Annotated in this window: 21 protein-coding genes; 9 read left to right on the forward strand and 12 right to left on the reverse strand. The window is 68.5% G+C overall.

From position 1 onward, the window contains the following. Positions 1-79: 79 nt before the first annotated feature. From DPV74_RS04400 to DPV74_RS04415, 4 genes are all read right to left on the reverse strand, one after another. Positions 80-2,482 carry a DUF2235 domain-containing protein gene (locus DPV74_RS04400; RefSeq protein WP_119336603.1) on the reverse strand — a complete coding sequence of 801 codons (2,403 nt, stop codon included), beginning with the start codon at positions 2,480-2,482 and terminating at the stop codon, positions 80-82. Beyond that, positions 2,479-3,078: a DUF3304 domain-containing protein gene (locus DPV74_RS04405; RefSeq protein WP_119336604.1), complete on the reverse strand. Its 600-nt coding sequence runs from the start codon at positions 3,076-3,078 to the stop codon at positions 2,479-2,481. The genes DPV74_RS04400 and DPV74_RS04405 overlap by 4 nt, the downstream gene beginning before the upstream one ends. A 117-nt stretch (positions 3,079-3,195) precedes the next feature. Then, positions 3,196-4,053, reverse strand: a complete 858-nt coding sequence (locus tag DPV74_RS04410; protein ID WP_119336605.1) for a DUF4123 domain-containing protein — start codon at positions 4,051-4,053, stop codon at positions 3,196-3,198. 2 nt (positions 4,054-4,055) lie between these two features. Next, positions 4,056-6,851: a type VI secretion system Vgr family protein gene (locus DPV74_RS04415; RefSeq protein ID WP_119336606.1), complete on the reverse strand. Its 2,796-nt coding sequence runs from the start codon at positions 6,849-6,851 to the stop codon at positions 4,056-4,058. Between the two features lie 479 nt (positions 6,852-7,330). On the opposite strand from DPV74_RS04415, the gene DPV74_RS04420 reads away from it, so the two are divergent. Then, positions 7,331-7,594, forward strand: coding sequence for a PAAR domain-containing protein (locus tag DPV74_RS04420; RefSeq protein ID WP_027787820.1), 264 nt, complete (start codon positions 7,331-7,333; stop codon positions 7,592-7,594). Positions 7,595-7,631: 37 nt separating this feature from the next. Then, positions 7,632-9,023, forward strand: a complete 1,392-nt coding sequence (locus DPV74_RS04425; RefSeq protein WP_119336607.1) for a hypothetical protein — start codon at positions 7,632-7,634, stop codon at positions 9,021-9,023. A 22-nt stretch (positions 9,024-9,045) separates the two neighbouring features. Here DPV74_RS04425 and DPV74_RS04430 read toward each other — a convergent pair whose 3' ends face one another. Next, positions 9,046-9,381: a hypothetical protein gene (locus tag DPV74_RS04430; RefSeq protein ID WP_119336608.1), complete on the reverse strand. Its 336-nt coding sequence runs from the start codon at positions 9,379-9,381 to the stop codon at positions 9,046-9,048. Positions 9,382-9,662: 281 nt separating this feature from the next. Next, complete coding sequence (locus tag DPV74_RS04435) at positions 9,663-10,409, reverse strand: MipA/OmpV family protein (RefSeq protein WP_060372208.1); 747 nt, start codon at positions 10,407-10,409, stop codon at positions 9,663-9,665. Between the two features lie 246 nt (positions 10,410-10,655). Here DPV74_RS04435 and DPV74_RS04440 point away from each other — a divergent pair, with 246 nt between their 5' ends. After that, positions 10,656-11,381, forward strand: a complete 726-nt coding sequence (locus DPV74_RS04440; protein ID WP_027787824.1) for a response regulator — start codon at positions 10,656-10,658, stop codon at positions 11,379-11,381. Next, positions 11,382-12,758 carry an ATP-binding protein gene (locus tag DPV74_RS04445; protein WP_119336609.1) on the forward strand — a complete coding sequence of 459 codons (1,377 nt, stop codon included), beginning with the start codon at positions 11,382-11,384 and terminating at the stop codon, positions 12,756-12,758. 54 nt (positions 12,759-12,812) lie between these two features. On the opposite strand, the gene DPV74_RS04450 is transcribed toward DPV74_RS04445, so the two are convergent. Genes DPV74_RS04450 through DPV74_RS04465 form a run of 4 tightly spaced genes read right to left on the reverse strand, consistent with a single transcriptional unit; the run spans position 12,813 to position 17,750 of the window. After that, positions 12,813-13,853 carry an iron ABC transporter permease gene (locus DPV74_RS04450; RefSeq protein ID WP_059695657.1) on the reverse strand — a complete coding sequence of 347 codons (1,041 nt, stop codon included), beginning with the start codon at positions 13,851-13,853 and terminating at the stop codon, positions 12,813-12,815. Next, a complete protein-coding gene (locus DPV74_RS04455) occupies positions 13,850-14,866 on the reverse strand; it encodes an ABC transporter substrate-binding protein (RefSeq protein ID WP_119336610.1) in 1,017 nt (338 codons plus the stop codon). The genes DPV74_RS04450 and DPV74_RS04455 overlap by 4 nt, the downstream gene beginning before the upstream one ends. After that, complete coding sequence (locus DPV74_RS04460; protein WP_119336611.1) at positions 14,863-15,630, reverse strand: ABC transporter ATP-binding protein; 768 nt, start codon at positions 15,628-15,630, stop codon at positions 14,863-14,865. Before DPV74_RS04460 ends, DPV74_RS04455 begins: the two co-directional genes overlap by 4 nt. Before the next feature lie 29 nt (positions 15,631-15,659). Then, positions 15,660-17,750 (reverse strand): TonB-dependent siderophore receptor, encoded by a 2,091-nt coding sequence (locus DPV74_RS04465; protein ID WP_119336612.1) that lies wholly within the window; start codon positions 17,748-17,750, stop codon positions 15,660-15,662. 379 nt (positions 17,751-18,129) lie between these two features. Here DPV74_RS04465 and DPV74_RS04470 point away from each other — a divergent pair, with 379 nt between their 5' ends. Beyond that, entirely contained in the window at positions 18,130-18,468 is a 339-nt protein-coding gene (locus DPV74_RS04470) for a hypothetical protein (RefSeq protein WP_162922943.1), read from the forward strand. Here the strand turns inward: DPV74_RS04470 and DPV74_RS04475 are convergent. Together DPV74_RS04475 and DPV74_RS04480 are read right to left on the reverse strand one after the other, a co-directional pair. Then, the gene (locus DPV74_RS04475; RefSeq protein ID WP_119336614.1) at positions 18,465-19,373 is read right to left on the reverse strand and encodes a transporter; all 909 of its coding nucleotides are present in this window, start codon (positions 19,371-19,373) and stop codon (positions 18,465-18,467) included. The genes DPV74_RS04470 and DPV74_RS04475 overlap by 4 nt on opposite strands. 162 nt (positions 19,374-19,535) lie before the next feature. Then, positions 19,536-20,459: a LysR family transcriptional regulator gene (locus DPV74_RS04480; protein WP_119336615.1), complete on the reverse strand. Its 924-nt coding sequence runs from the start codon at positions 20,457-20,459 to the stop codon at positions 19,536-19,538. A gap of 117 nt (positions 20,460-20,576) precedes the next feature. Here DPV74_RS04480 and DPV74_RS04485 point away from each other — a divergent pair, with 117 nt between their 5' ends. Genes DPV74_RS04485 through DPV74_RS04500 form a run of 4 tightly spaced genes read left to right on the forward strand, consistent with a single transcriptional unit; the run spans position 20,577 to position 24,541 of the window. After that, a complete protein-coding gene (locus DPV74_RS04485) occupies positions 20,577-21,458 on the forward strand; it encodes an intradiol ring-cleavage dioxygenase (RefSeq protein WP_027787833.1) in 882 nt (293 codons plus the stop codon). Beyond that, positions 21,455-21,757 carry a Dabb family protein gene (locus tag DPV74_RS04490; protein ID WP_119336616.1) on the forward strand — a complete coding sequence of 101 codons (303 nt, stop codon included), beginning with the start codon at positions 21,455-21,457 and terminating at the stop codon, positions 21,755-21,757. Before DPV74_RS04485 ends, DPV74_RS04490 begins: the two co-directional genes overlap by 4 nt. 7 nt (positions 21,758-21,764) lie before the next feature. Beyond that, positions 21,765-22,832 (forward strand): maleylacetate reductase, encoded by a 1,068-nt coding sequence (locus DPV74_RS04495; protein ID WP_119336617.1) that lies wholly within the window; start codon positions 21,765-21,767, stop codon positions 22,830-22,832. A gap of 50 nt (positions 22,833-22,882) precedes the next feature. Then, on the forward strand, positions 22,883-24,541 hold the full coding sequence (locus tag DPV74_RS04500; protein WP_119336618.1) for a bifunctional 3-(3-hydroxy-phenyl)propionate/3-hydroxycinnamic acid hydroxylase: 1,659 nt from the start codon (positions 22,883-22,885) through the stop codon (positions 24,539-24,541). The last annotated feature ends 7 nt before the right edge of the window (positions 24,542-24,548 follow it).

The raw sequence follows: 24,548 nt of genomic DNA on the forward strand, positions 1-24,548 counted from the left end.
CGCGTCGGCTGGTTCGTATCGAATCGGTTCTGCGGTGCAACGGCGAGCGGCCGCCGCGCGCGGGAGACAGTACGCCGCATCATTGCGGGAACATCCCGTTCATGTTGACCTTGTACTGCAGCATCTTGCGCTGCGCCTCCATTTCTTCCTGCACGCTCGGTACGTGGGGCGCATCCCAGCGCACGCCGTTCACGTAGACGGTGCGCCAGCGCAGGTAACCCCAGACGAACGAAAACTCGCGTCCCGAATCCTGCAACGCGAGACCGCCCGTGACATCGGGATCGGTCAGCACGGCGCTGTCGGTCGGCGCATTCGCGTCCTTGGCCGCGCGTGCCTTCTGCGCGGCCTGCTGCGCGGCGTCGTAGCGCTTCAGGATATCGGCCTGCCGTGCGCTCAGCGGCGAGCGCGGTTCGGGCTCCTGCACCGCGCTGACCCCGGGCCCGAGCCCGAGCGCACTCGCGCCCATCACCTGCATGATCTGCGACGGCCCCGGCAGGCCAAGTTGCCGACGCTTCTGCCACGCCGCGTGCTCGCGCTCGAATTCCGCCTGACGGGTTTTCAGCGCCTTGATCTGGTTGTAGTTCCAGACGTCGTCGTCGTCGCCGAGCGGCTTGAACCACGCGCGCGAGTCGTGCATGAAGTTGTCGTACAGCGCGCTGATCGGCGCCTCCGGCGGCCCCATGTTCCAGTCGCCTCGCACCTCGAGCCACTGTTGCCACTTCTCGTCGAGCTGCAACTGGAAAAAATCCTCGGCGCGCTTCGCACTCGCGCGTACCACCGGACCGACGAGCGGAAGCGCGGACTGCAGGCCCTGGACGATCGGCAGCACGGCCGGGGAAATGACGGCTGCCGCCTTCGGGTTCTGCGTGAGCTTCTTGCTGACCGCGTTCCCCGCGTAACGTCTCACGGTCGGGCCACCCTGCTTCTCGCACTCGAGCAGGTCGCGCCATTCGAGCCGCAGTTCCTCGTTCGCGCTGTCGAGATCGACGGCATCCTGCGGGTACGCGGCCTTGGCGGCCAGGAACGATGGTTGCGTACGCAAGTTGTCGAGGCGCATCCTGCGCCAGCGCAGGTACAGCCCGTAGTGCGCGCGCATCAGGCCCGGCGTGCCGTGTTCCTTGGCGTAGTAGTAGTCCGCGCTCGTTTTCACGTAGGCGGAAAACGCGCGCTTGAGCGCGGGCGAAATCGCGAACGCCGCGGCCGCTTCGGCGGCGACGCCGGGCCCGTTGATGTCGAGCGGAACACCGGCCTTGCGCGCTTCGCGATACATGTCGAGCAGCGGTATCTGCGACAGCTTGTCCGCATCGCCGGTGCCACGCCCTTGCTCGCCCGGTCCATAACCGCCGCCGACGTCCGAATGGACGCCCGGATAGACGATCTCCTCGCGCCCGTCGATCGACGCATCGATCAGGTCGAGCGGGAACGATCCGCGCGGTTCGTGTGCGGCGACCATGTGGACGCAGCGGCGGATGGAGTGCGGCAGCCCCATCAGTTCCTTGCGTCCCCAGCCGCCGTGCCCGTCGAACAACGTCGCGGCCGTGCTTTGCGCGATGCCGACCGACGCGACCGTATCGAACAGGCCGAGAAAGTCGTACGACACCGGCACGCCGCACAGGCTGAAATCGGCGTCGAGCGCATCGTTCAGCCAATTCGAAAACGTGCGCGCTTCGGCGGCGCCGCGCGAAAAGCCGAACACATACAGGCGGATGCGCTGCAGTTTCGGCTTGCCCTTGACCAGCAGATCGCCGACGCGCTCCTTCAGCTGCGCGCAACGGGCCCGCAACGCGGCGCGCCGCTTGTCGTCCCACGCGCGCATGGTCGCGGTCCAGTTCGCCGTATCGACTTCGCCCTTGAGCTGTGCCCAGATCGTGTCGCGATCCCAGGTGAGTTCGATCCCGTTCTGCTCGGCTGCCATCAGCTTGAGCGCGCCGGCGCTCGAACTGCCGCGCGCGTTGATGTCGCCGAGACTGCCCGGCTTCGGCGGCGTGCCGCCGAGATCGATGCCCTTGAAATTCAGGTCGACGCTGACGGCCTTCGCGAGCGCCTTGTCGCTCTTGCCGAGCGCCGCGGACAGCGAATTGCCGAACGCGTGCGCATGCACGACGTTGTGGATCTGCAGCAGCGCCCAGTTGATGCGCCCCTCGCCGGCCCACCCCGTCGCGGCGCCCGCCGCGGCCTGCAGCCCGACACCCTGATCGCCGACCTCGTCGACGAAGGGCGTGCCGACGCCCGCCACGTAGATGGCGCTGTGATACTTGTCGCGGGGAAACACGTCGAACAGGCGTGCGACGTTGCTGTGCTTGCCGCCGGCGCGATCGCGATGGGCGTTGTTGCGCGTGCCGTCGAAGAAGATGCCGACATGCAGCGTCTTGCAGCAACTCATCCCGTCGTCGTCGTGCAGGCGGCGCATGATCGCGTCCTGCTCCTCCGGGGTGACGACCGCAACGTCGGGCCGGTCAGCGCTCGCGAAGCGGAAACTCATGGCGTGATCCTCTTGTCGGGATTCGGGCACTGCGGATCGCCGTTGCGCAACGTGAAGTGTCCCGGACACGCTTCGGCGGGCGCCTGAAGATTTTCGGGAAAACCGCGGTAGCCGGGCATCCACTGCGACGCATAGACCTTGATTCGATCGTGCGGAAAGAACAGGACCCACAGGAAGCCGTCCGAGAACGCGTCGTAGCGCTCGACCGGCACGACGCGGCTCGCGAGCGCCTTCGGATCCTTCCTGTACAGGTTGTCGTCCCGCCACTGCAGGTTGACGGTCAACCCCGGATGCCATTGCTTCGGTAACGCGACGCAGCAGACGATCGCGCCGCCGCCGCTGCCGATGCGTGCCGGAACCGCCCCGCCCCAGGTACCGTCGACGTAGAACGCGCCGATCGGAACGTCGGTGTAGTTGAGGGCATTCAGCTTCAAGCCCATCGTGTCGGGCTCGGCCGGCGCGCTCGACACACCCGCCACACCCGACGCCGCAAACGACGCATCGGTGGCCCGCGAGCATCCTGCCGTCCCCAGCAGGATGGCCATGAACATCAGCAGCCGAGCGGCAAACGTCGTGGAACCGGCATTCAGACTCATTTCTCGATCCTCTTGTCCGACGCCGTCCGGCGCGGATCGCTATCAACAGTGTGCTCCGTCGCATGCCGCGCCGACACGTCCGTGTCGCCGTTCGCATGCACGCGAACCCGCATTGTTCTACGCGGACGACGCGGCAGGCGCCCGCTCCGTCGCCAGATACCCGGCCGCCACGAGCGCATCGAGCGCGACCCGCGACGCTGCCGCGGGCGGCCCGTCGTGCCGCGCCCACGCCGCGCTCACGCACGCATGGGCTTGCGACGGCGTTGCCAGCAGCCGGCCGAAACTCTCCGGACGCTGGCGGACATGAAAAAGCAGCGTGTCGATCTTCGCGGCCTGCCGCAGTCGTTCGACCTGGTCCCCGTCGAGCACGTAGGGCTCGCCGCTGCGCCCGGCACCCGCTTCGCCGGCGGCCGCTCCGCGTGCGGTGTCGACATCGAGCGCCACGAGCGCCCCGGTGCGATCGAACACATGCCACGCGTCGATGCCGTCCGTGAAGCGGCGACGCTGCGCGGGCGTGAGCGCCTCGAGCCAGGCCGGCAGGCAACGCGTATCGGCGAAACGCACCAGGAACGCTTCGCCGTCGGCCGCCGCGCTCGCCTCCATCTGCCCGCGCAGATGCGCGGCAAGCGCGCCCGTATCGCGCGCGCCGCGCAACAGGCTCACCATCGGACGTCCGGACGTCTCGCGCAACACGGTCCCGAGCATCGCCGCGCGCGCTGCCGCGTCGGCAGGCAACGGCGCGAGGCACGGCGAAATCGCCGCCAGGTCGTCGCCGTCGTACACGCCTTCGTACAGCACGACGACGGCATCGTTGCGGTCAACCGCGGGCAGCCGGTCACGCAGCGCCGGCGCGAAACCCATGTCGAGCAGGAGATGCCAGCGGCCGCCGGCCGGCGCTCGCTCGAACAGCGTGTTCAGCCGATCCGGCGTGTCGTCGGGATAGCGGTCGATCCAGTCGGTCGGCTCGATCTTCATGCTCAGATTGCCTTGCCCGCAAGCGCGCTGCCCGACTGCATCGCGTGCAGCAGGCATTCGACGCACACCTTCTCGGGAAACTGCGGCAACGGTGTACTCATTTGATCAGGGCCCACGAAAGCATGCTGCGCGGCATACACGACGAATTTGCCCGGGCAGCCGAACGTGACGTCGCCGCCTTCGATCGTCACATGCGCGCCGCCGCTCACCGCGAGATGCACCGTCTTCTTCGCGGCGATCTCGACATCCGCGCTCGCGGACGCGACCTTCAGGTCGTCGCGCGCACGCAGGCCCAGCACGTCGCGCTGCGCCTGCAGCGTCAGCCCGTCCTTGCCGGAGATCAGGCTCATGCCGACGCCGTCCGCATGGCTCGCGCCGCCCAGCCAGCCGATGCCCTGCCCGCTGTGAATGCGCAGCTGCTGCGCGGCGGCGAGATTGAAGTCGGCACCGCTGCCGAGCGACAGCGTTTCGCCGGCCGCCCATTGGAGCGCCTGCCCGGCGATCAACCCGTGTCCGCCCCGTGCCTCGATCCCGAGCACCGCGTCGCCCGTATGCGGCAGTGCGTTGCCCGTCGATCGCTGCGCGGCATCGGCCGATGCCTGTGCGTAGCCGTTCGCGCCGACCGTCGTTGCGAAGCTCTGCGCGAGCGCGTCAAGCGGCGCGGCCTTGTCGTTCAGCGACGACTGGCCCGCCTGCTCCACGCCGCGCTGCGTGGCGAACGGCAGCGTCCCGTGCGTATCGGCAGTCTTGTCGAACCGGCCGACCAGCGCGGCGTGCCGCGCGAGCAGCGCCTGCAGCGCGGATGCATCGCCCGCCGGCTGTGCGGCGCCGGCAAGCGCATAGCTCGACACCAGCAAGCCGCGCGTCGCACGCATCGCACCGTAGGCGTCCGAGCGCAATTCGACGCCCTGGCCGCGAAAACTGCCGAGATAGTTGTCGGACTGATGACGCAGATGGCCGAGGTTCAGTTGCGTCGCCGCGTGCGTGGTCGCCATCTGCAGGCGCCCCATGCCGTCGGAATCGTCCGCGACCAGTTGGTTGTGGCCCTGCCCGTCGAACCCCTGGCTCTTGAAGCCCGACAGCGCGCCGGCGTGATTGTGGCGATCCGCGCCGCCGCCGGCGCCGTGCCACGCGGGGCTCAGCCCGCTCGCGAGATTGCCCTGCGCGCTCGGCGCATGGTCGCCCGCCTGCGTGTAGATCGATGCGTCGAGCGGTTTCCCGGCCGCGCCGCCCGGCGAAGGCGACTCACCGCCTTCGCCGCGGCCGTTGAACAGGCCGCCGAGCACGATCGGCCGGTGGATCAGCCCGTGGTGAAACTGCACGAGGACTTCATGGCCGATGCGCGGCACCTGCTGAAGACCGTGCCCGTCGCTCGCGAGCCGTTGAATCGCGCGCGTCGGATAAGTGCCCGTATCGTCTTCCGCCTGCCAGTGGAACCGGACGCGCAAGCGCCCTTGAGCGTCGGCATGCACCGGCCCCGTCGAACCGGGCTGCGCGCTGCCGGTCGGACCGACGACGATCGCCGTCTGCGCGCCCAGCGCCGTCGCAACCGGATTGAGCCGCTGCCCGGTCCCGTCCGCCAGCGTGGGCCGCCAGACTTGCGAGCGCGGCACCGCATCGAACCGGTTCGCGTAACCCCCGGCCTGCGCTTGCCGGAGCACACGCGGATCGAGCTTCGCCGCCGGCAGCGGCCCGAGTTGCCGCTCGATGGCTTCCATGACGGTCGGCGGGAGATTGTTGATCCCGACGTGCTCGACGTGCGTCAGCAGAAAATCCTCGGGCGCCGCGGCACCGCGCACGGCTTGCCAGCCGGAATCGACGAGCTTCAGCGCGCGGCCGGCGCGCGCCGTGCGCAGCGTGCCGTAGCCGGTCCAGAAACATGCGCGCGACACGATCGCGTCGGCCTGGCGCCGCGCCGTGTCTTCCGCGTCGCGCAGGGTGTCGAACGCTTCCGGCCCGACGTCGTCGTAGAGCTCGCGCGTGCCGTTCGGCCGGCCGAGATCCGTGCTCGCGGTGGTCGCGCGGTTCGCGCGGTAGTCGCTGCTGATCAGCGTGACGCGATCGGCCGTCAGCGACAGCGACTGCCCGATCCCGAGGATCACGTCGTCGGCGTCGGTCGCTGTCCCGCTCGAGCGGCGCGGCACCCCGCCGCGTCGCGCCGACGTCTCGTCCTCGGCCAGTTGCGCGCTGTCGTCGAAGACCAGCATCGCATGCCCGGCGGGCGCGTCCTCGTCCTCGACGAAGCAGAACCCGAGGCCGGCCTCGGCCAGCAGATGCTGCACGAATTCGTAGTGTGTATGAGTGCGGTACTGCACGCGGTACGCGACCGGAGCCAGCGCGTCGAGACGCCGGCCCGCATCCGGCGTGAGGCGCCACCGCGCGATCCCGGCGTACGGCGCGAACACCGTGTCGAGCACGTCGGCGAGCGTCTGATTCACGAAGGTTCGCTCGTCACGCGCATGCGTGAGCGCCGCGAGCCACGGCACGATCTGGAGATGGTAGCGAGCGAGACCTGCGTCGTAACCGATGCACTCGGCCTCGGCGACGAGTCCGCTGCGCAGCGTCGTCGTGCCGTTCGCGAGCGTGGTGCGAATCGCGACACGCTGCCCGAGCATCGCGTCGAGATCCAGTGCAGGATCCGTCGACAGCGCATCGACGTTCCATTGAAAGAGATCGGAGAGCGATTCGCGACCGGTCCAGCGCTCGATTTGAAATGCAGCAAGCGCGCCAGATCCGTCCAGCGAATACAGGCGATTGAATGCGCCGAATAGAGACGCAAATTCCTTGATGACGCTCATGCGATTCCCGCTCTCTCAGGATTTGACGTTTTTAGGTGCATAGGCTGCGACGAACACGAGACGATGCATGATTGCCTGCATCGCGATCGCCACGCCGAACCGGCAGGAAACACACGGAATTCCCCTGCAGCACTGTCTGGTACGGGCACCTGCCCCGCCATCAGGCGGAACGCACGCCAGTCGGCCGAATGGATGCGCCCCTTTTTCTGAAGCTTACTATTTTAAATTACACAGTCAGACTCCGCTACAGGCAAACACCTGATAAAAAAACGCGAGACCTTGACGTACGGGCTTCACACACGATAATGGCTGCTTTCAGTTCGACAGCTACCTGACTATTCAACCGAATCAGAAAATTATTGCCGAAAGGTAATAAATACCTGATTCAGTCGAAATAGATTCGAAAAGCGTCGTCGATGACATCCGGGATCGGGAAATCCGGATGCAGCGACGACGATCCCGCAAGGAGGCCCATCCGTATGACCCAACCCTTCATCGTCCTTGGCGACAAGCACAGCCATGGCGGCACCGTGACCAGTGCATCCACGCTGTCGTCGGTCGACGGTCGCGGCATCGCTCGCCGCAACGACACGGTGACGTGTCCGGTGCACGGCCCGAATCACATCGTCGACGGCGACGACACGATGATCGTGCAAGGCGAAGGCGTCGCACGCGACGGCTACAAGACGGCCTGCGGCGCCGTGCTGGTCGCGAGCAAAACGGCAGGCAGTGACGGCAACTGACACACGACGTCGGCAAGTCACGGGGGAATCGACGGAAATGATCACGGGGTTGCGCAAAACGGCATTCGTCGCCGCGCTATTCGTCGCGGTGTGGGTCGCCGTGTTCGTCTGGTGGAAGACGACCCGACATGCACCGACCACCAGGGACCTCCTGCTATACGGGCTCGTGCTGCCGGCGGCGCTCGCCGTTTGCGTGGCATGGTTGCGCCGGGGGCTCGGCCAGCACCCGGCACCCGCGGCGGCCGCACCGGCGACGTCGTCCGCGTCGAAGGACGCGACGGCCACGCAGGATGCCGAGTCGCACACGTGGTCTGCCCTGCTGCTCGACAGCAGCGTCCGGCTGCCGACGGGTGCGACGACCGCGGAAATCGATGCGGCGGCCCGGGAAGGGCATCCCGTCGCGCTTCACCCCAAACTGCAACGCCCGGACGGAACCGGCGTATTCGCCAGCACGGTCGATTCGGTGTCGCCCGACCGGTTCGATGCGAGCCTCCTTGCGCCTGGCACGCAGGAAACTCTGAGGGACGAGCACTGGCGCGGGCTGCTGCTGGCCGCCGATGCGCTCGACGAATTGCGCGAGCGGCATGCCGTGCTGTCCGGCGCGGACGCGTCGCCGCTCAGGCTCCACCTGCTGATGCCGGACCGCTGGCAACCGGTCGCCGCAACGCTCGCCGCATGGCTCGATGCGCACACGGCACGGGAAGCCGTCGCGCCGGGCATCGTTCGCGCGCAACTGCGCACGGTCGCCGATCCCGTACAAGCGTGGGCGATCATCGACGAACTGATCCAGGCGTTGCACCTGCAACCGTCCGCCGATCTGCACGTCGTGCTCGCATTCGACTCCACCGCAAGCCAGGATGCCGTCGACGCGCTGGACCGCACGGGCCGGCTCTACGGCCGCGATCGGCCGGACGGCGTAACGCCTGGCGAAGGCGCATGCGCGCTGCTGCTCGCTCATCCCGACGCCCCGCATGCGACGCCCGCGCCGTCGCTCCATCGCATCGCTTCCGCGCGCCGCGCGGGTTCCGCCGATCACGGCAAGGCTGATTCGACGACGCTCGGGCAACTGCTCACTGCGGCGAGTACACGCTTGTCGATGCTGCACCCCGACCTGACGGCACCCGGATTCGTCACCGACGCCGATCAGCGCGGCAGTCGTCGCACCGAAGTCGTGACGGTCGGCGAACAGACCTGGGGCGCCGAAGCCGCCGAGCGCAGCCGCCACCTCGGGCTCGCCAACGGCGCAAGCGGCGCGGCGCTCGCGCTGGCGGCGCTGGCGGTCGCCGCCGATCGCGCGACGGAGGAGCGGCAAGCGGTATTCGCGGCATCGGTCAGCGATCCGCTCGCACGCGGCGTGATGCTCGTCACCCCTGCGACGACGGCCGACACCGCCGCTCCCGCGCGGCAATCCGGGACGGCCACCGCATAACCGGACGCAGCGGCCGAATCCCTCACCCGCGCCGCACCCAGATCACCTTGCCGTCACGAATGCCGAGGTCGCGTCGCTCCTGGCGATAGTCCATCGTGCCCGGCAGCGATTTGCCGTCGCGCTCGAGCACGCGCCACAGGCAGCCGTCGAGAAGCGCGGCCGCATCGGCCTCGGTTTTTCCGACCAGCGCGTCGTCCGGCGCGGCGTCCGCCTTGCACGCGCTCGTGGCGCCCGACGGTGCGGGGTTCATCACCGCGCCGCCGGCGGTGGCGTTGGGGTGCTTCGTGTTCATGTCCGCACATCCTGCAAAGGTTGCGCTCGCAACGAGTGCAACGAGTATCGCGATCGTGTTCTTCATCGGTTTCTCCCTGTCGCGCCCCGGTGTGCCGTATGCGGCCTTCGTGCACGGCCCGGCGTCGCATGAATGATCGGCGCCGCGCGCCGCCGACCGTTCCCCGACGAAGGCCGGCCGGCGAATGTCGGCGGTGACGCGATACGGTCCGGCCGTGGCGGCGAACCGGGTCGCAAGTCCGGCACGGCGCCGGACCCGCCTGCATGTTACCCCACGCGATTCGCCGCGACGGCTGCAACACCGACGCCGACGCCCGCGCGTGCGGCATGCGCGCGCCGGCAACTCACTCAGAACTTGTAGGTCACGCCCGCGATGCCGTAATAGTTGCTGCGCGACTGGACGATCGGACTGTCGCCGTAGCGACCAAGCAAGCGCGTCACGCCCCCCGTCGCGAGCACCGACCAGTGCTGCGACAGCGTCCAGTTCCACGCGATCGCCATCGACGCGCTGTCGATCCCGCCGCTCGTCGAATACGGCCGGAACCGGCTCGTCATCGACTGTGCGTCGGTCACGCCGTAGAACGTCTGCGTGTAGCGCCCCGAGCCCGCGTGCACGGTTCCCGTCACGATGATCTCGTGCTGCGAGGTCTTGAACACGGGCACCGCGAGATCCACGTGCCCCGACACGCCGCGCGACGTATGCGTCACCGGTGTGTCGATCGTGACGCTCAGCTCCGCCGCGTTGAAGAGCGTCACGCCCGCGCGCACGCCCACCAGCACCGAGCCCGGAATCCGGCCCATGCCCTTCAGGTAGTCGGAGCCCGGCATGTCGAAGCGGTTCTCGTCCGCACGGCCCGCGTCGTAGCTCACGGCCGCCGACAGGAACACACCGTGCGGCAGGTCGAGCCGGTAGCCGGCGCCCTCGGTGCTGTCGATGAAGAAGCCGTTACCGAACTTCGCGGAAAGCCCCGGCGCAACGACGCCGCGGTACTGGTTGCTGCCCGGGTAGCGCGGTGCGAAACCACCGCCAAGCGACAGCGAATACTGGTTTTCCGCGTGGGCGGCGGCGGCGAGGGTCAGGCCGGCGAGCGGCATGCAATAGCGGTAGCGGCGAAGTATTGGGCGCACAATATTGAGATAGAAGTGACGGAGCCCGCAGTCTAGGTGCCGCCCCGCGCCGAGACTGTCCTGAATCTTCGGAGAATCTGTGCTCAATTGTGTTTGATTGTTCGAGATTGTCGTACCGCTCCCCCGGCGTTCGGTGCGCCGGATAGAATCTGCGGGCCGCGCCGCACCCCGGCTTGCCACGGCGTGAGATGGCGCGCGCATCCTGAGGAGACCATGAACGAAGATCCGCTCAAATACCGCGTACTGCTGATCGAGGACGACGACCGCCTCGCGCAGCTCGTCCGCGAATACCTCGACAGCTATGAATTCGCGGTGACGGTCGTCCGGCGCGGCGACCTCGCCGTCGCGGCGGTGCGCGAGCACCAGCCGGCCCTCGTGATACTCGACCTGATGCTGCCGAACCTCGACGGGATGGAAGTCTGCCGGCGCATCCGCGCGTTCACCAACGTCCCCGTGCTGATCCTGACCGCGCGCCTGGACGTCTACGACCAGGTCGCGGGCCTCGAGACGGGCGCCGACGACTACGTGACGAAGCCGATCGAGCCGCGCGTGCTGGTCGCGCGCGCCCGCGCGCTGCTGCGCCGTGCGCAGCCGGCCGCCGCCGACACGCCCGTGGCCGCCCCCGAAGCGCTCGTGTTCGGCGAGCTGGCGATCTCGCCGCCGAACCGCACCGTGACCTGGCGCGGCGAGCCGGTCGACCTCAAGACTGCCGAGTTCAACCTGCTGCTGATTCTCGCGCGCGCGGCCGGCACCGTGCTGAGCCGCGACGACATCCTGAAGCAGCTGCGCGGGATCGAGTTCGACGGACTCGACCGCTCGGTCGATTCCGGCATCTCGAAGCTGCGCCGCCGCTTCGAGGATGCGTCGTCGGAGCCGCACAAGATCAAGACGATCTGGGGCCGCGGCTACCTGTTCAGCCCTTCCGCGTGGGACGAATAAATGCTGCGCCCGTTGATCAGGCTGTACCTCGTCGTGATCCTGTTCGTCGCCGCGTCGATCATCTTCGTCCAGCTGTCGTTCGACCGGATCTTCTACGATCGCACCGCGCAGGCGGAGCGGGAGTCGTTGACGACCTACGCGTTCGTGCTCAACGATTACCTCGAACGCCACCCGGGCGAGCAGCGCAAGTTCGCGCTGCGCGAGCTCGCGAAACACGGCAACGAAAGGTTCGACTTCATGCCGATGGCCACCGCCCGCGCGCAATTGAGCGGCGAGCCGCTGCGCGATCTCGACGCCGGCCGAATCTCGATCAGCTACGACCACAAGGATTACTACATGCCGCTTGCAGATGGTTCGGTACTGCATGCGCGGCCGATCGAAGCATTCAGCCTCGACATCAAGATCTATGCATACATGCTGCTCGCGCTCAGCGCACTGCTCGCGGTGGTGCTGTGGGTTCACTATCACTGGCGCGACCTGCGCAAGCTGCAGGACGCCGCACGCGCATTCGGCGCCGGCACGCTGTCGACGCGCGTGAAGCTGTCGGGCAAGTCGAACATCGACGAACTGTCGCAACAGTTCAACGACATGGCCGAGCGCATCGAGGCATCCATCAAGCAGCAGCGTGAAATGATGCACGGCATCTCGCACGAACTGAAGACGCCGCTCGCGCGGCTCGAGTTCGGGCTCGCGCTGCTCGCCGAGCCGGATGAAACGGGCCGGATGCGCGAACGCCGCGACGCGCTGCGCCGCGACGTGCGCGAACTCGACGAGCTCGTCACCGAGCTGCTGACGATCGGCCGGCTCGAACAGGGCGCGAGCCAGCTCGCGCCGATGGAAGTCGTCGTCGACGCGTTGATCGACAGCGTCGCCGGCAACGTCTCGAACGATGTCGCCGATCGCGGCATCTCGCTCGACGTATCGACGCTCGGTGCCCCCGCGACCCACGTGTGCGACCCGAAGCTGGTTGCCCGCGCGTTGCTTAACCTGATCCGCAACGGCGCACGCTATGCATCGCGCACCGTGCTGCTCGCCGCCGCACGCGACGCGTCCGGCGCGCTCGTGCTGAGCGTCGACGACGACGGCCCCGGCATTCCGGCCGCCGAACGCGCCCGCGTGTTCGAACCGTTCCAGCGGCTCGACTCCAGCCGCGACCGGCAAACCGGCGGCTTCGGGCTCGGGCTCGCTATCGTGAGGCGCGTCGCGCAGGTGCACGGCGGCGACGTGCGGCTCGAGGATTCGCCGCTCGGCGGCGCACGCTTCGTAATCACGCTGCCCGTGCGAACGCTGCCGGACAACCTGTTCGACGTGCCGGATACCGTCGCGCAGGGCGACGCATTCGGCCGCGGCACGGGCATGGCCATCCCGCGGCAATGACGCGCGCGGCAGGCGCCCTCGCCTGAGCGCCCGCCGCCGGTGCACACGCGTTGCTCAGCGGCGGCGCAACAGCGCGACGAAGAACAGGCTGCCGAACATCGCGGTCACGATCCCGATCGGCAGATCCTCCGGCGCCGCGAGCGTGCGGGCGGCCACATCGGCCCACACGAGCAGGATCGCGCCGGTCAGCGCGGCAACCGGCAGCAGCCTGCCGTGCTCGGCACCGACGACGCGGCGGCACAGATGCGGCGTCACGAGCCCGACGAAGCCGATCGCCCCGCTCACCGCCACCATCGCACCGGTCGCGAACGACGCGACGACGAAGACCTCGCGCCGCATCCGCGCGCTCGGCACCCCGAGCGCGGCCGCGGCCACGTCGCCCGACATCAGCGCATTCAGTTCGCGCCGGCGCGCGTACAGCGCGCCGCCGGCAAGCACCGCGCATGCGGCCGGCACCGGCAGCAGATCCCAGCGCGCGAGCCCGACGCCGCCGAGCATCCAGAACAGCACCGACGACGCGGCGCGCTGATCGCCGAGATACAGCAGCAGGTTGCCGAACGCGGCCATCATGAACGACACCGATACGCCCGCGAGCAGCAGCCGGTCCGATTCGAGCCGGCCGCGCCGGTAAGCGAGCGCGATGACGCAGGCCGTCGCCGCGAGCGCGCCCGCGAAGGCGGCAGCCGACAGCGTGAACGGGCCGAGTGCCGCGCCGGCCAGCACGGTGACCGCGACGGCGCCGAGCATCGCGCCCGCGCTCACGCCGAGCAGGTGCGGATCGGCCAGGCGGTTCGCGGTCGCCGCCTGCAACGCGACGCCGACCGCTGCCAGCGTCGCGCCAACGATCGCGGCGAGCAGCGCGCGCGGCATCCGGATCAGCCAGACGATGCTGTCGTCGCCCGCCCCCGCCGCGAACGCGCCGGCCTCGCCGAACGCCGGCACGATGTGCGTGGCGACGATCCGCACCGCGGCCCGCATCGCGATCGGCGCCGGACCGAACGCGGCCGATACGACGATCGACACGACCAGCAGCAGCGCCAGCGCCGGCAGCACCGTGCGCATGCCGGGCCGCGAAGCACGCACGTGCCCGCTCATCGCACCGGCCCGGCGAACGCGGCCGGATACAGCGCGCGCGCCAGCGTCTCGACGGCCGCGACGTTCTCGGGGCCCGGCGTCGCCGCATCGTAGGGAATCACGATGAAGCGCCGGTCGCGAATGGCGGCCACGCGCGCGAGCGACGGCTGGCTCAGCAGGAACTGCTGCTTCTGCGCGGCCGTCACGGCCGAATAGTCGACGATCACGATCACCTGCGGATCGCGCGCGACCACGCTTTCCCAGCTCACCTGCGTCCAGCTGCGCGGCAGGTCGGCCATCACGTTGCGCGCCCCGGCCGCCGTCAGCAGCGCGGTCGGCATCGCGAGCGCGCCGGCCGTCATCGGCTTGTCGGTGCCGCTGTCGTAGACGAACACGCGCAGCGGCGCCGGACGCCCGATCGCGCGCGACACCGCCGCGAGACGCGCGCGCATCGCAGCCACGACCTGCGCGGCGCGCGCGTCGACACCGAAGATCCGGCCGAGATTGTTCAGGTCGCGGAACACGTCGTCGAACGACGCGGCCGTCTGCTTCATCACGTGCGAGCACGATTCGGTCAGCTCGTAAGTCCGGATGCCGAACGGCGCGAGGGTCGCCGGCGTCACCGCGCCGCCGACATGCATCCCGTAGTTCCAGCCCGCGAGATAGAAGTCGGCACGCGCGGCCGCCAGCACCTCGAGCGACGGATACTGGCTCGCGAGTTCGGGCACGCCGCGCAGCGCGTCGCGCACGCGCGCGGTGCCCGTCTTCCAGCCGCCGATGCCGGTGTAGCCGACGAGCCGGTCCTTCAGGCCGAGCACGAGCATCATCTCGGTCAGGTTCACGTCGTTGCTCACCGCGCGCGTCGGCGCGCGGTCGAACGTCACGTCGCGATCGCAACTGCGCACGGTGACGGGATAGGCGCCCGCGTGCGCGGCCGCGCAGCCGAGCAGGGTCGCGGCAACCAGCCGGCGGAATGCGGACGACGACGCAGACTGCAACGCGGAGGGCAGGACAGGAAACGGCATGGCGGTCATTCCGGATGAAGCGGCGTGATGCGCGGCCGGCCCGTGACCGGATGGCGATCGACGAGCGCGACGACGCCGAACACGTCGCGCAGCAGCGCTTCGGTCAGCACGTCGACCGGCGCGCCCGATGCGACGACCCTGCCGTGCGCGAGCACGTGGAGCCGGTCGCAATACGCGGCCGCGAGATTGAGATCGTGAATCGTGGCGAGCGTCGCGATGCCGAGGCGCCGCACGCGCGCGAGCAGTTCGAGCTGATGGCGCAGGTCAAGATGGTTGGTCGGTTCGTCGAGCAGCAGCAGTTCGGGCTGCTGCGCAAGCGCACGAGCCAGCAGCGCGCGCTGCTTCTCGCCGCCCGACAGCGACGCGAAGCGTTGCGCGCGGCGCTCGACGAGGCCGACGTCGTGCAGTGCGGATTCGACGATCCGGCGATCGTCCGACGTCTCCGCGTCGAACGGCCGCTTGTGCGGCGTGCGCCCCATGCCGACCAGTTCGTCGACCGTCAGCCCGAAATCGTCGGGCGTCTCCTGCTGCAGCACCGCGATGCGCTGCGCGACCGCGCGCGGCCGCATGCGCCACACGTCCTGCGCGTCGAGCGCGACACGGCCCGCATCGGGCCGTGCGTAACGGAACACGCAGCGCAGCAGGCTCGTCTTGCCGCTGCCGTTCGGGCCGACCAGCCCGACGAACTCGCCGTCGGCCACGCTCAGCGTCACCGAATCGAGCACGGCGATCGCGCCGCCGGGAGACCAGCTCACGCGTTCGATGTCGAGCATGTGCGCCACGGGAGGCTCGCCGCGCCGCACTAGAAGCGCATCGTCGCGACGAGCTCCGCCGAGCGTGACGGGCCGAGCAGCCATTGCTCGCCGCCGTTCGACGTCGTCACCGCGTACGTGCGGTTCGCGAGATTGCGCAGGTACAGCGCAAGCTCGGTGCGCGACGTCGGCTGCCAGCGCAGCGACGCATCGAACACCGTGTACGACGGCACCCGTATGCGGTTCGCGTCGTCGCCGTAGGTCGCGCCGACGTAACGCATGCCCGCATTCGCCTGCCAGCGCTCGGCAAACGCCCAGCCGAGCCACAGGTTCGCCGTCTGCTGCGGCACGTTGGCCGGCGCATTGCCGGCGCGCGACACCGTCGCGCTGCCGACCTTCTGGCTGAACTCGTCATAACGCGCGCGCAGCAGCGCGACGTTCGCGTCGACCGTCCAGCCGTGCGGCAGCCGCGCGCCGCCCGTCAACTCGATGCCGCGCGACGATTGCCGGCCGACCTGCTGGCGCAGCGCGGGATTGAACGGATCGGTGCTGAGCAGGTTGCGCTTAGTGATGTCGTACACGGCGAAGGTCCAGTAGGCGCGGCCGTCGAGCAGCGTCTGCTTGACGCCGGCCTCCCACTGTTCGCCGGTGGCGAGCCGGTAGTTCGCCTGCGACGCGGACAGCGTCACGAGCGAGCCGAGCCCTTCCGCGCCCGTCGTGTACTGCGCATACGCGCTGAGCGTCGGCGCGACTTCGAACACGAAGCCCGTGCGCCAGCCGACGTTCGCGAAGCGCTTGTCGAAGCCGGCGCCGCTCGCCGCCTGCTCGCGGCTGAACGCGATGTGGTCGTAGCGCAGGCCGCTCACCCACGCGAGCCGCGGCAGCACGTCGAGCCGGTTCTCGGCGAACACCGCCGCCTGCCGTGCCCGCGTGCTGAACTGCGGCACCGTCGGGTCGGGGCTCGTGAACACGCCGGGATCGAAGCCGTGCGCGGGCACCGTCGATTCGCCGCCATACGGCGAATTGTTGGTGCCGCTGAACGTGACCTGGCTGAATTCCGTGCCGACGACGAAGCGGTTCGCGCGGCCGAACAGCGTACCGTCGAAGCGTGCGCTCAGCCGATCGCCGATCTGCCGCTGGTGATGGCCGATGTCCAGATAGTCGCCGCGCGTGACGAGACCCGTCGCGGTGTCGAGCGCATACGATTCGGCATTGCGCCAGTGGCGGTTCGACGTCAGGTAGTAGAGCTGGTTGTCGATCGTCACGCCGGCCGTCGGCCGGTAGCGGGCCGACAGGCGCGTCCACTGGTCGTAATAGGCAATCGTCGCATCGCCGACGTTGTAGTTGAGCTTGCGCAGCGACGGATCGAGCACGCCGTTCGGTGCCGGCACGCCATGGTAGGTCGCCGGCATCTGGCGACCGTAGTCGAAGTCGAGCGTCAGCGTGAGCTTCGGGCTCACGTCGAACTTCAGCGCGCCGCCGACGGCCGTCGTATGCGTATCGGCCCGCTCGGCGAGGCCGTTCGCGCGTGCATCGCTCGCGTAGAAGCGATACGACAGCCTCGGGCCGAGCGCGCCCGTCGTATCGAACGCAAAGCGCTTCGCGCCGTCGGCGCCGACACCGGCCTGCAGCGTCGTCTCTCGCACACGCTGCGGCCGCTTCGGCACCACGTTGACGACGCCGCCGATCGCCCCCTCGCCATACAGCACCGACGCCGGGCCGCGCAGCACCTCGATGCGCTCGACCGACCACGTGTCGAACGGGAAGGTGATCGTGCCGGCCGCCGGCATCAGCCGCACGCCGTCGAGCAGCGTCATCACCGATTCCTGCCCGCTGAAGCCGCGCACGCTCAATGCGGTGCCGCCGGTACCGGGCGCCATCGCGCTCGCGAACCCCGCGGTGCGCGTCACCGCATCGAGCACCGTGCGATCGCCGCGCGCCTCGATCGTGCCGGCCGTGACCGACTCGACGCTCGCGGGGGTGTCGAGACTCGCGAGCCCGAGCCGCGAGCCCGTTTCGAGCGGTTGCGTCAGCGGGTCGGCCGGTGCGGATCGCGCGCTGACGTTGATCGCCGGCAGCGCATGGCGGTCGTCGGGTGCAGGTGCGGCCGCTTCCGCGGCAAGCGCGGCGGACGTCGCCATCGCACACCCCACCCAGGTTGCGCAACCATACGCGGCACGCGAGCGCCATCCCCCGTCGTACCGGCGCGAGCCGGCGTGCAGCCGCGCGTCGCGCGCCCGCCTGTGTTTCGTCTTCGTCACTTCGTATCGGTATTCGTGTGGTTTCGTCGCACGTGGCTTGCCCGACAGCGTCGGACGGCCATCGATCCAAACGTCGGATGATACGTTATATCAATTTATCCCGTCAGGGTTTTGTCAGGATCCGTGGGCCAGTACGCCCGGCCTATGGCTGGAACCCGTGACGGGTCGCCGCGGCAGCATCCGTGGATAAATCGGCCGGTACGCCGGCTCACGTGTCGACGACACGACCGCGTCGGCCGCCGCGAAGGCAGTCCGCCCGATGCATGCCGCTTTCGACGCCGCGATGCAAACACAATCGCAAAAGCGCACCGGCTCTCGTCGACCTGCCGCTCGCGAATACGCGACAACCGTCCCGTTGCATTACATCCCGGTCGCACTGGGGAAACGGCTGTCGGCCGATGCGCTGTTCGCATTCGATCGTGACGCCCTGGCCGATATCCTGGCCGGCGGTCGCGCCGACATCCGCCCGATCGCGGCCACGCCGAGCGCCACGCGCCTCCGTCGGGATTGCGACTTCGGCACACGCAGACGACCGCTACGACCCGCCGCCGCGCCCGTGACGCGCGCCGCGACCGGCCGGCGCAACGGCGCCGCCTAGATCGGAAAACTGAACTGCACCCACAGCTTGTCGCCCTGCGGCCGGTTGCGCACCGCGAACTCGTGCTGATATTTCACGACCACGCCCGACGCCGGCCCCCACATGTAACGCAGCTGCGGGCCGATCGCGACCGACTGCCCGCGAAAACCGTCCGACGCGACCTTGATGCCGTCCTGCGTATCGTCGGTGAACTGCTTCAGGAACGTGCCCTGCACGCCGACCTGCACGCGCCGGTCGATCGAATAGCCGACCAGGTAATCGAGCACGGCCACCGCACCCGAGTGGTACCGCGTCGCATGGTTCGACGAATTCAGCTCCAGCAGCGTGGTCGTCGAGATCTCCCAGTCGCGGCCCGGAAACCAGGTCGTGCTGACGTACGGCAGGAACGCATACGTGTTCAACCCCGTGTTCGCGATCCGGTTCGCCGCATACGCGCCGCTCGGCACCGCGAACGACGGCGAGAAGAACGCGAAGAAGGTCTTCGATGCGTTCGCGTAATTGATCATGAACGGCTCGAGGATCACGTCACCGAGCGACGTGCGGTTTCCCGTACCGCCCGGCGTCGACAGATGCAGGTGCACGATCGGCACGATCGCGCTGCTCGACAGCGAGAACGGCCCGAACGTCGCGCCCCAGGTGTGGACCACGCGCGGCGTTTCCGCGACGACGCTCAGGTGGAACCCCGACACCGCGCTGCCGCCGTCCGGCCCGGCAAACCGGTTCGATACCGAGTACAGCGCGTAGTTGAAGTACTGCGTGTTGCCGGGCGGCGGAAGCAGCCCGTTCAGCACGGTGTTGACGCCGAACGGATAGCTGATCTGCCCGTTCTCCGTGGCCGACGCCGGAACCTGAATGGCGCCAGCGATCAGGAATGCCAAGGGTACCCGTCGCAAGGTGAATTTCATGTCGTCTCCAGACCGGATTGTTATCGTGTCATCGCGTGCCGGGCATCGCAGGCCCGGGGAGACGCAATGTAAAGCGCACGACAGCGGCGAAAAAGACGACCTTCAGGAGAACAGTTCTTCGTTACACGGAGAAATGCGCGGCGGTGCGGCGACGGCCCGCGATCAGCGGCCGACTTCCTTCCATTTGCGCGCGAGCCCGAGGCGTTCGAAACGCTCGATCAGGAACTCGGTGAAGACGCGGATCTTCGCCGGCTGGTGACGGCGGCTCTGGTACGCGATGTTGACGGTGAGCGCCGGCAGTTGCCAGTCGGTGAGCACCGGCACCAGCTTTCCCGCGACGATATCCTCGTGGATGATGTAGAGCGGCTGGATCAGGATGCCGAGCCCGGCAAGCGCCGCCGCGCGGATCACCTGCCCTTCGTTCGCATCGAGCACGCTCCTGATCGTGACCGACTGCTTCTTCGCGCCGCGGCGGAAATGCAGCACGTACGGATCGTTCGCGAGGTTGTAGACCAGCATCCGGTGGTCGCACAGCGCATCGGGCGTCGCCGGCGCGCCGTGCTTCGCCAGATACCCGGGCGACGCGGCCAGCACGCGCCGTGTCTCGGCGAGCTTGCGCACGGTGATGCCCGAATCCGCTTCATGCTCGCGCGTGCGGATCGCCACGTCGATGCCCGCCTCGATGAAATCCGGGTAGCGGTTCGCCGCGATGATCTGCACGTTCAGGTTCGGGTAGCGCCGGTGAAACTCCGGCAACGCCGGCGCGATATAGATCGACGCGAACGATACGGAAGCGGTCACGCGCAGCGTGCCGGCCGGATTGACGCTCGTTTCGTTGACCGCCGCATCGGCCTCCGACAGTTCCGTCAGGATCGCGACGCAGCGCCGGTGGTATTCGTGCCCCGCGTCGGTCAGCCACAGGCGGCGCGTGGTCCGCTCGACGAGCCGCGCCCCCAGCCGTTCCTCCAGCGCATTCAGGCAGCGGCTCGCCGCCGCGCTCGACATGCCGAGCCGCTCGGCGGCCTTCGACAGGCTCCCCAGCTCGGCGACCTGCACGAAAAATTCGATCTGCGTCCACTTGTCCATGCGTTGGATTCTTCCACTTGGCGGAGAACAAAACTCCTCCAAACCATCTTTTTTACGATCCGGGGAGGAATTAATGTTACGTCAACGCGCCATCCAACGACATCAGGAGACAACCCCATGCGCAATCTCAACGAAGACACCATCACGCAGGCCGTGATCGCATCGCTCTCCGGCTGTCGCGACGAGCGGCTGCGCACGGTCATGACCAGTCTCGTCCAGCACCTGCATTCGTTTGCGCGGGAGACCCGGCTCACCGAGGCCGAGTGGCAGGCCGCGATCGGCTTCCTGACCGCGGTCGGGCACATCACCGACGACAAGCGCCAGGAATTCATCCTGCTTTCGGACGTGCTCGGGCTGTCGACCCTCGTCACCGCGCAGAACCATGCGAAACCGGCCGGCTGCACGGAAGCGACCGTATTCGGCCCGTTCTATGTCGACGGCAGCCCCGAGTTCGCGATGTTCGACGACATCGCGAACGGCGCATGCGGCGAGCCCTGTTTCGTATCCGGCCACGTGCGCGGCATCGACGGCATGCCGGTCGCGCACGCGTCGCTGGAAGTCTGGCAAGCAGACGAGGACGGGCACTACGACGTCCAGCTTCCGGCCGACGACGGTTCGGTCACGCATCGCGCGCGCGGCCGGCTGCGCACCGGCGCCGACGGCCGTTACGCGTTCCGCTCGATCCTCGCCGAACCGTATCCGATTCCGCACGACGGCCCTGTCGGTGCCATGCTCGATGCGCTCGGCCGTCATCCGTGGCGCCCCGCGCACCTGCATTTCATGATCGCGGCGCGCGGTTACGAAACGCTGATCACGCACGTGTTTCGCGACGGCGATCGTTATCTCGACTCCGACGCGGTATTCGGCGTACGGTCGACGCTCGTCGCCGACTGGGTGCGGCACGCGCCCGGCATCGCGCCGGACGGTTCGCGCATGGACACGCCGTTCTACACGCTCGATTACGACTTCGTGCTCAATCCCGCAGGGCGCGGCGCGTGATCCGGCACGTCGTGATGTGGAACGTCGCAGGCGAAACCGACGGCGAACGCGCGGCGGCACGCGCCAGCGTGAAGCGTGCATTCGAAAGCCTGCGCGGCCGGATTCCAGGCATGACACACCTCGAAGTCGGCGCGGATTTCAGCGCGGCCGATTACGCGTGCGACCTGATTCTCGTCGCCGAATTCGAGTCGCGCGAAGCGCTCGACGGATACGCGACGCATCCTGAACACGCACGCGTACGCGACACACTGGCCGGCCTGCGCATCGCGCGCCACCAGGTCGACTACGCAATGGAGTGACGACGACATGAATTTCATTTACCAGGCACGCCCCGCACGCGTGATCTTCGGCGCAGGCAGCCTCGACCATCTCGAACGCGAAGTGCTGGAACTGGGCGCGCAGCGTGCGCTCGTGCTCTGCACGCCGGAGCAGCGCGACCTCGCGCAACCCATCGTCGAGCGGCTCGGCGCGCGCGCGGCCGGGTTGTACGATCGCGCGACGATGCACGTGCCGATCGAAATCGCCCGCGATGCGCAGGCGTTCGCCCGGTCGTGCGGTGCGGATTGCGCGATCGCGATCGGCGGCGGCTCCACGATCGGCCTCGGCAAGGCGATCGCGCTCGAAAGCAGCCTGCCTATCCTCGCCATCCCGACGACGTATGCGGGCAGCGAGATGACCCCGATCTACGGCCTGACGGAAGGCGGCATCAAGCGCACGGGCTCCGACGCGCGCGTCCTGCCGAAAACGGTGATCTACGATCCCGCGCTCACCGTCACGCTGCCCGTCGAGCTGTCCGTGACGAGCGGGCTCAATGCGATCGCGCACGCAGCGGAAGGCCTCTACGCGAACAACGCGAACCCGGTGATGAGCCTAGTCGCCGAAGAAGGGATTCGCGCGCTGGCGCGCGGCCTGCCCGGCGTGCGCCGCAACACCGCCGATCTCGGCGCACGCAGCGACGCGCTCTACGGCGCATGGCTGTGCGGGATGGTGCTCGGCAACGTCGGCATGGCGCTGCATCACAAGCTCTGTCATACGCTCGGCGGCAGCTTCAACCTGCCGCACGCGCCGACCCATACGGTCGTGCTGCCGCATGCGCTCGCGTACAACGCGGCGCACGCGCCGGACGCGATGCAGCGCATCGCCCGCGCGATCGGCACGAACGACGCGGCGCGCGGCCTCTACGCACTGGCGCTCGACAACGGCGCGCCCGTCTCGTTGAAGGCGATCGGCATGCAGGAAGCCGACCTCGATCGCGCGGCCGATCTCGCGGCCGCCAATCCGTACTGGAACCCTCGCCCGATCGAACGCGACGGCCTGCGCGCGCTGCTGCAGGACGCGTTCGACGGCAACCTGCCCGGCTCCACCGCGCGCTGAATCGAACACACGACAAACCAACAAATACCACCATCATGGAGACATCCCACATGAATACCGAATCGAGCGCGCACGGCGACAGCACCGCCGAACACTGCGACGTCGCGATCGTCGGCTACGGCCCGACCGGCCTCGTCGCCGCATCGATGCTGGGCCGCGCCGGCCATCGCGTGATCGTCCTCGAACGCTGGCCGACGCCCTACGGCCTGCCGCGCCTCACGCACATCGACGGCGAAACCGCGCGCATCGTGCAGGCCAGTGCCGACGTCGATCACGCGCTGCGCAACGCGAAGGCCGTCGACACCTACCATTACTGCGACGCGAACGGCGACCTGCTGCTCGAACTGAACTGGACCGGCCGCGCATGCGGCTATCCCGCGCACATCTCGATCTACCAGCCCGACATCGAGGACGCGATCGATGCGCGCGCCAGCGCCTTCAGGAACGTGACGATCCTGCGCGGCTGGGAAGTCGACGCGCTGCGGCAGGACGACGACGGCGTGACGCTGACCGCGCATCCGTCCCGCTGCGGCCAGGACGCGCAATGGACCGACAGGCCGCGCGTCATTCGCGCGCGCTACGTGATCGGCGCCGACGGCGCGAACAGCCTCGTGCGCCGCACGCTCGGCATCGAACGCTCCGATTTCGGCTGCAACGAACGCTGGCTCAATCTCGATTCGGAAAACAAGCGCGATCTCGGCGACGGCTGCGCGCGCACGACGATCTACTGCGATCCGGCGCGCGCGTACATGCACATGCCGATCGGCACGAAGCGCACGCGTTTCGAGCTGCGCGTGCTGCCGAACGAATCGACGGCCGAATGGGAAACGGAAGAAGCCGGCTGGAAGTGGCTCAACGACCACTACGGCTACGGCCCGGACGACCTGACGCTGCTGCGGCACGTCGTCTACACGTTCGAGACGCGCATGGCCGAACGCTGGCGCGCCGGCCGCGTGCTGCTCGCGGGCGACGCGGCGCACACGATGATGCCGTACATGGGACAAGGCGCGTGCTCCGGCATGCGCGACGGCATCAACCTCGCGTGGAAGCTCGACCTGGTGCTGACCGGGCGCGCGTCCGCCGACCTGCTCGACACCTATGAAGCCGAGCGCCGCCCGCACGTGACGGCGATCACGCAGATGTCGCTGTTTCTCGGGCAGGTCGTCAACGAGGACGATCCGCGCAAGGTCGCCGAGCGCGACGCGGCGTTCCGCTCCGGCAACATGCCGCCGATGCCGCCGTTCCCGAAGCTCGGCCACGGCATCGTGCACGCGCAAGCCGACGGCACGCTGCTGCCGTCGACGGGCGCACCGGCCCCGCAAGGCCGCGCACGTCGCGGCGCGGCCGAGGGCCGTTTCGACGACGTGGTCGGCCAGGGTTTCCAGCTCGTCACGCGCGAGCACCCTGCCCGCCATCTCGACGACGCGCAGCGCGCATTCCTCGCGCAGCTCGGCTGTCACGTGGCCGTGCTGGCCGACGACGTGTGCGCGCCGGATGCCGTGGTCGATCTAGACGGCGACCAGCACGCGTTCATGCACGCGCACGGCATCGCCGCGTATATCAAGCGGCCCGATTTCATCGTGTTCGGTTCGGTAAGCGACCTGCGTGATATCGGCGCGCTCGTCGACGCGCTGCGCGCCGCACTGCACTGGTCCGCCGTTTCGAACGAGCCTGCCGCGGCTTCGGCAGCCGTCGCCCACGCATCGTGAAGGAGAC

Source organism: Burkholderia sp. HAN2018 (assembly GCF_024704855.1).
GTDB classification, from domain to species: domain Bacteria; phylum Pseudomonadota; class Gammaproteobacteria; order Burkholderiales; family Burkholderiaceae; genus Burkholderia; species Burkholderia cepacia.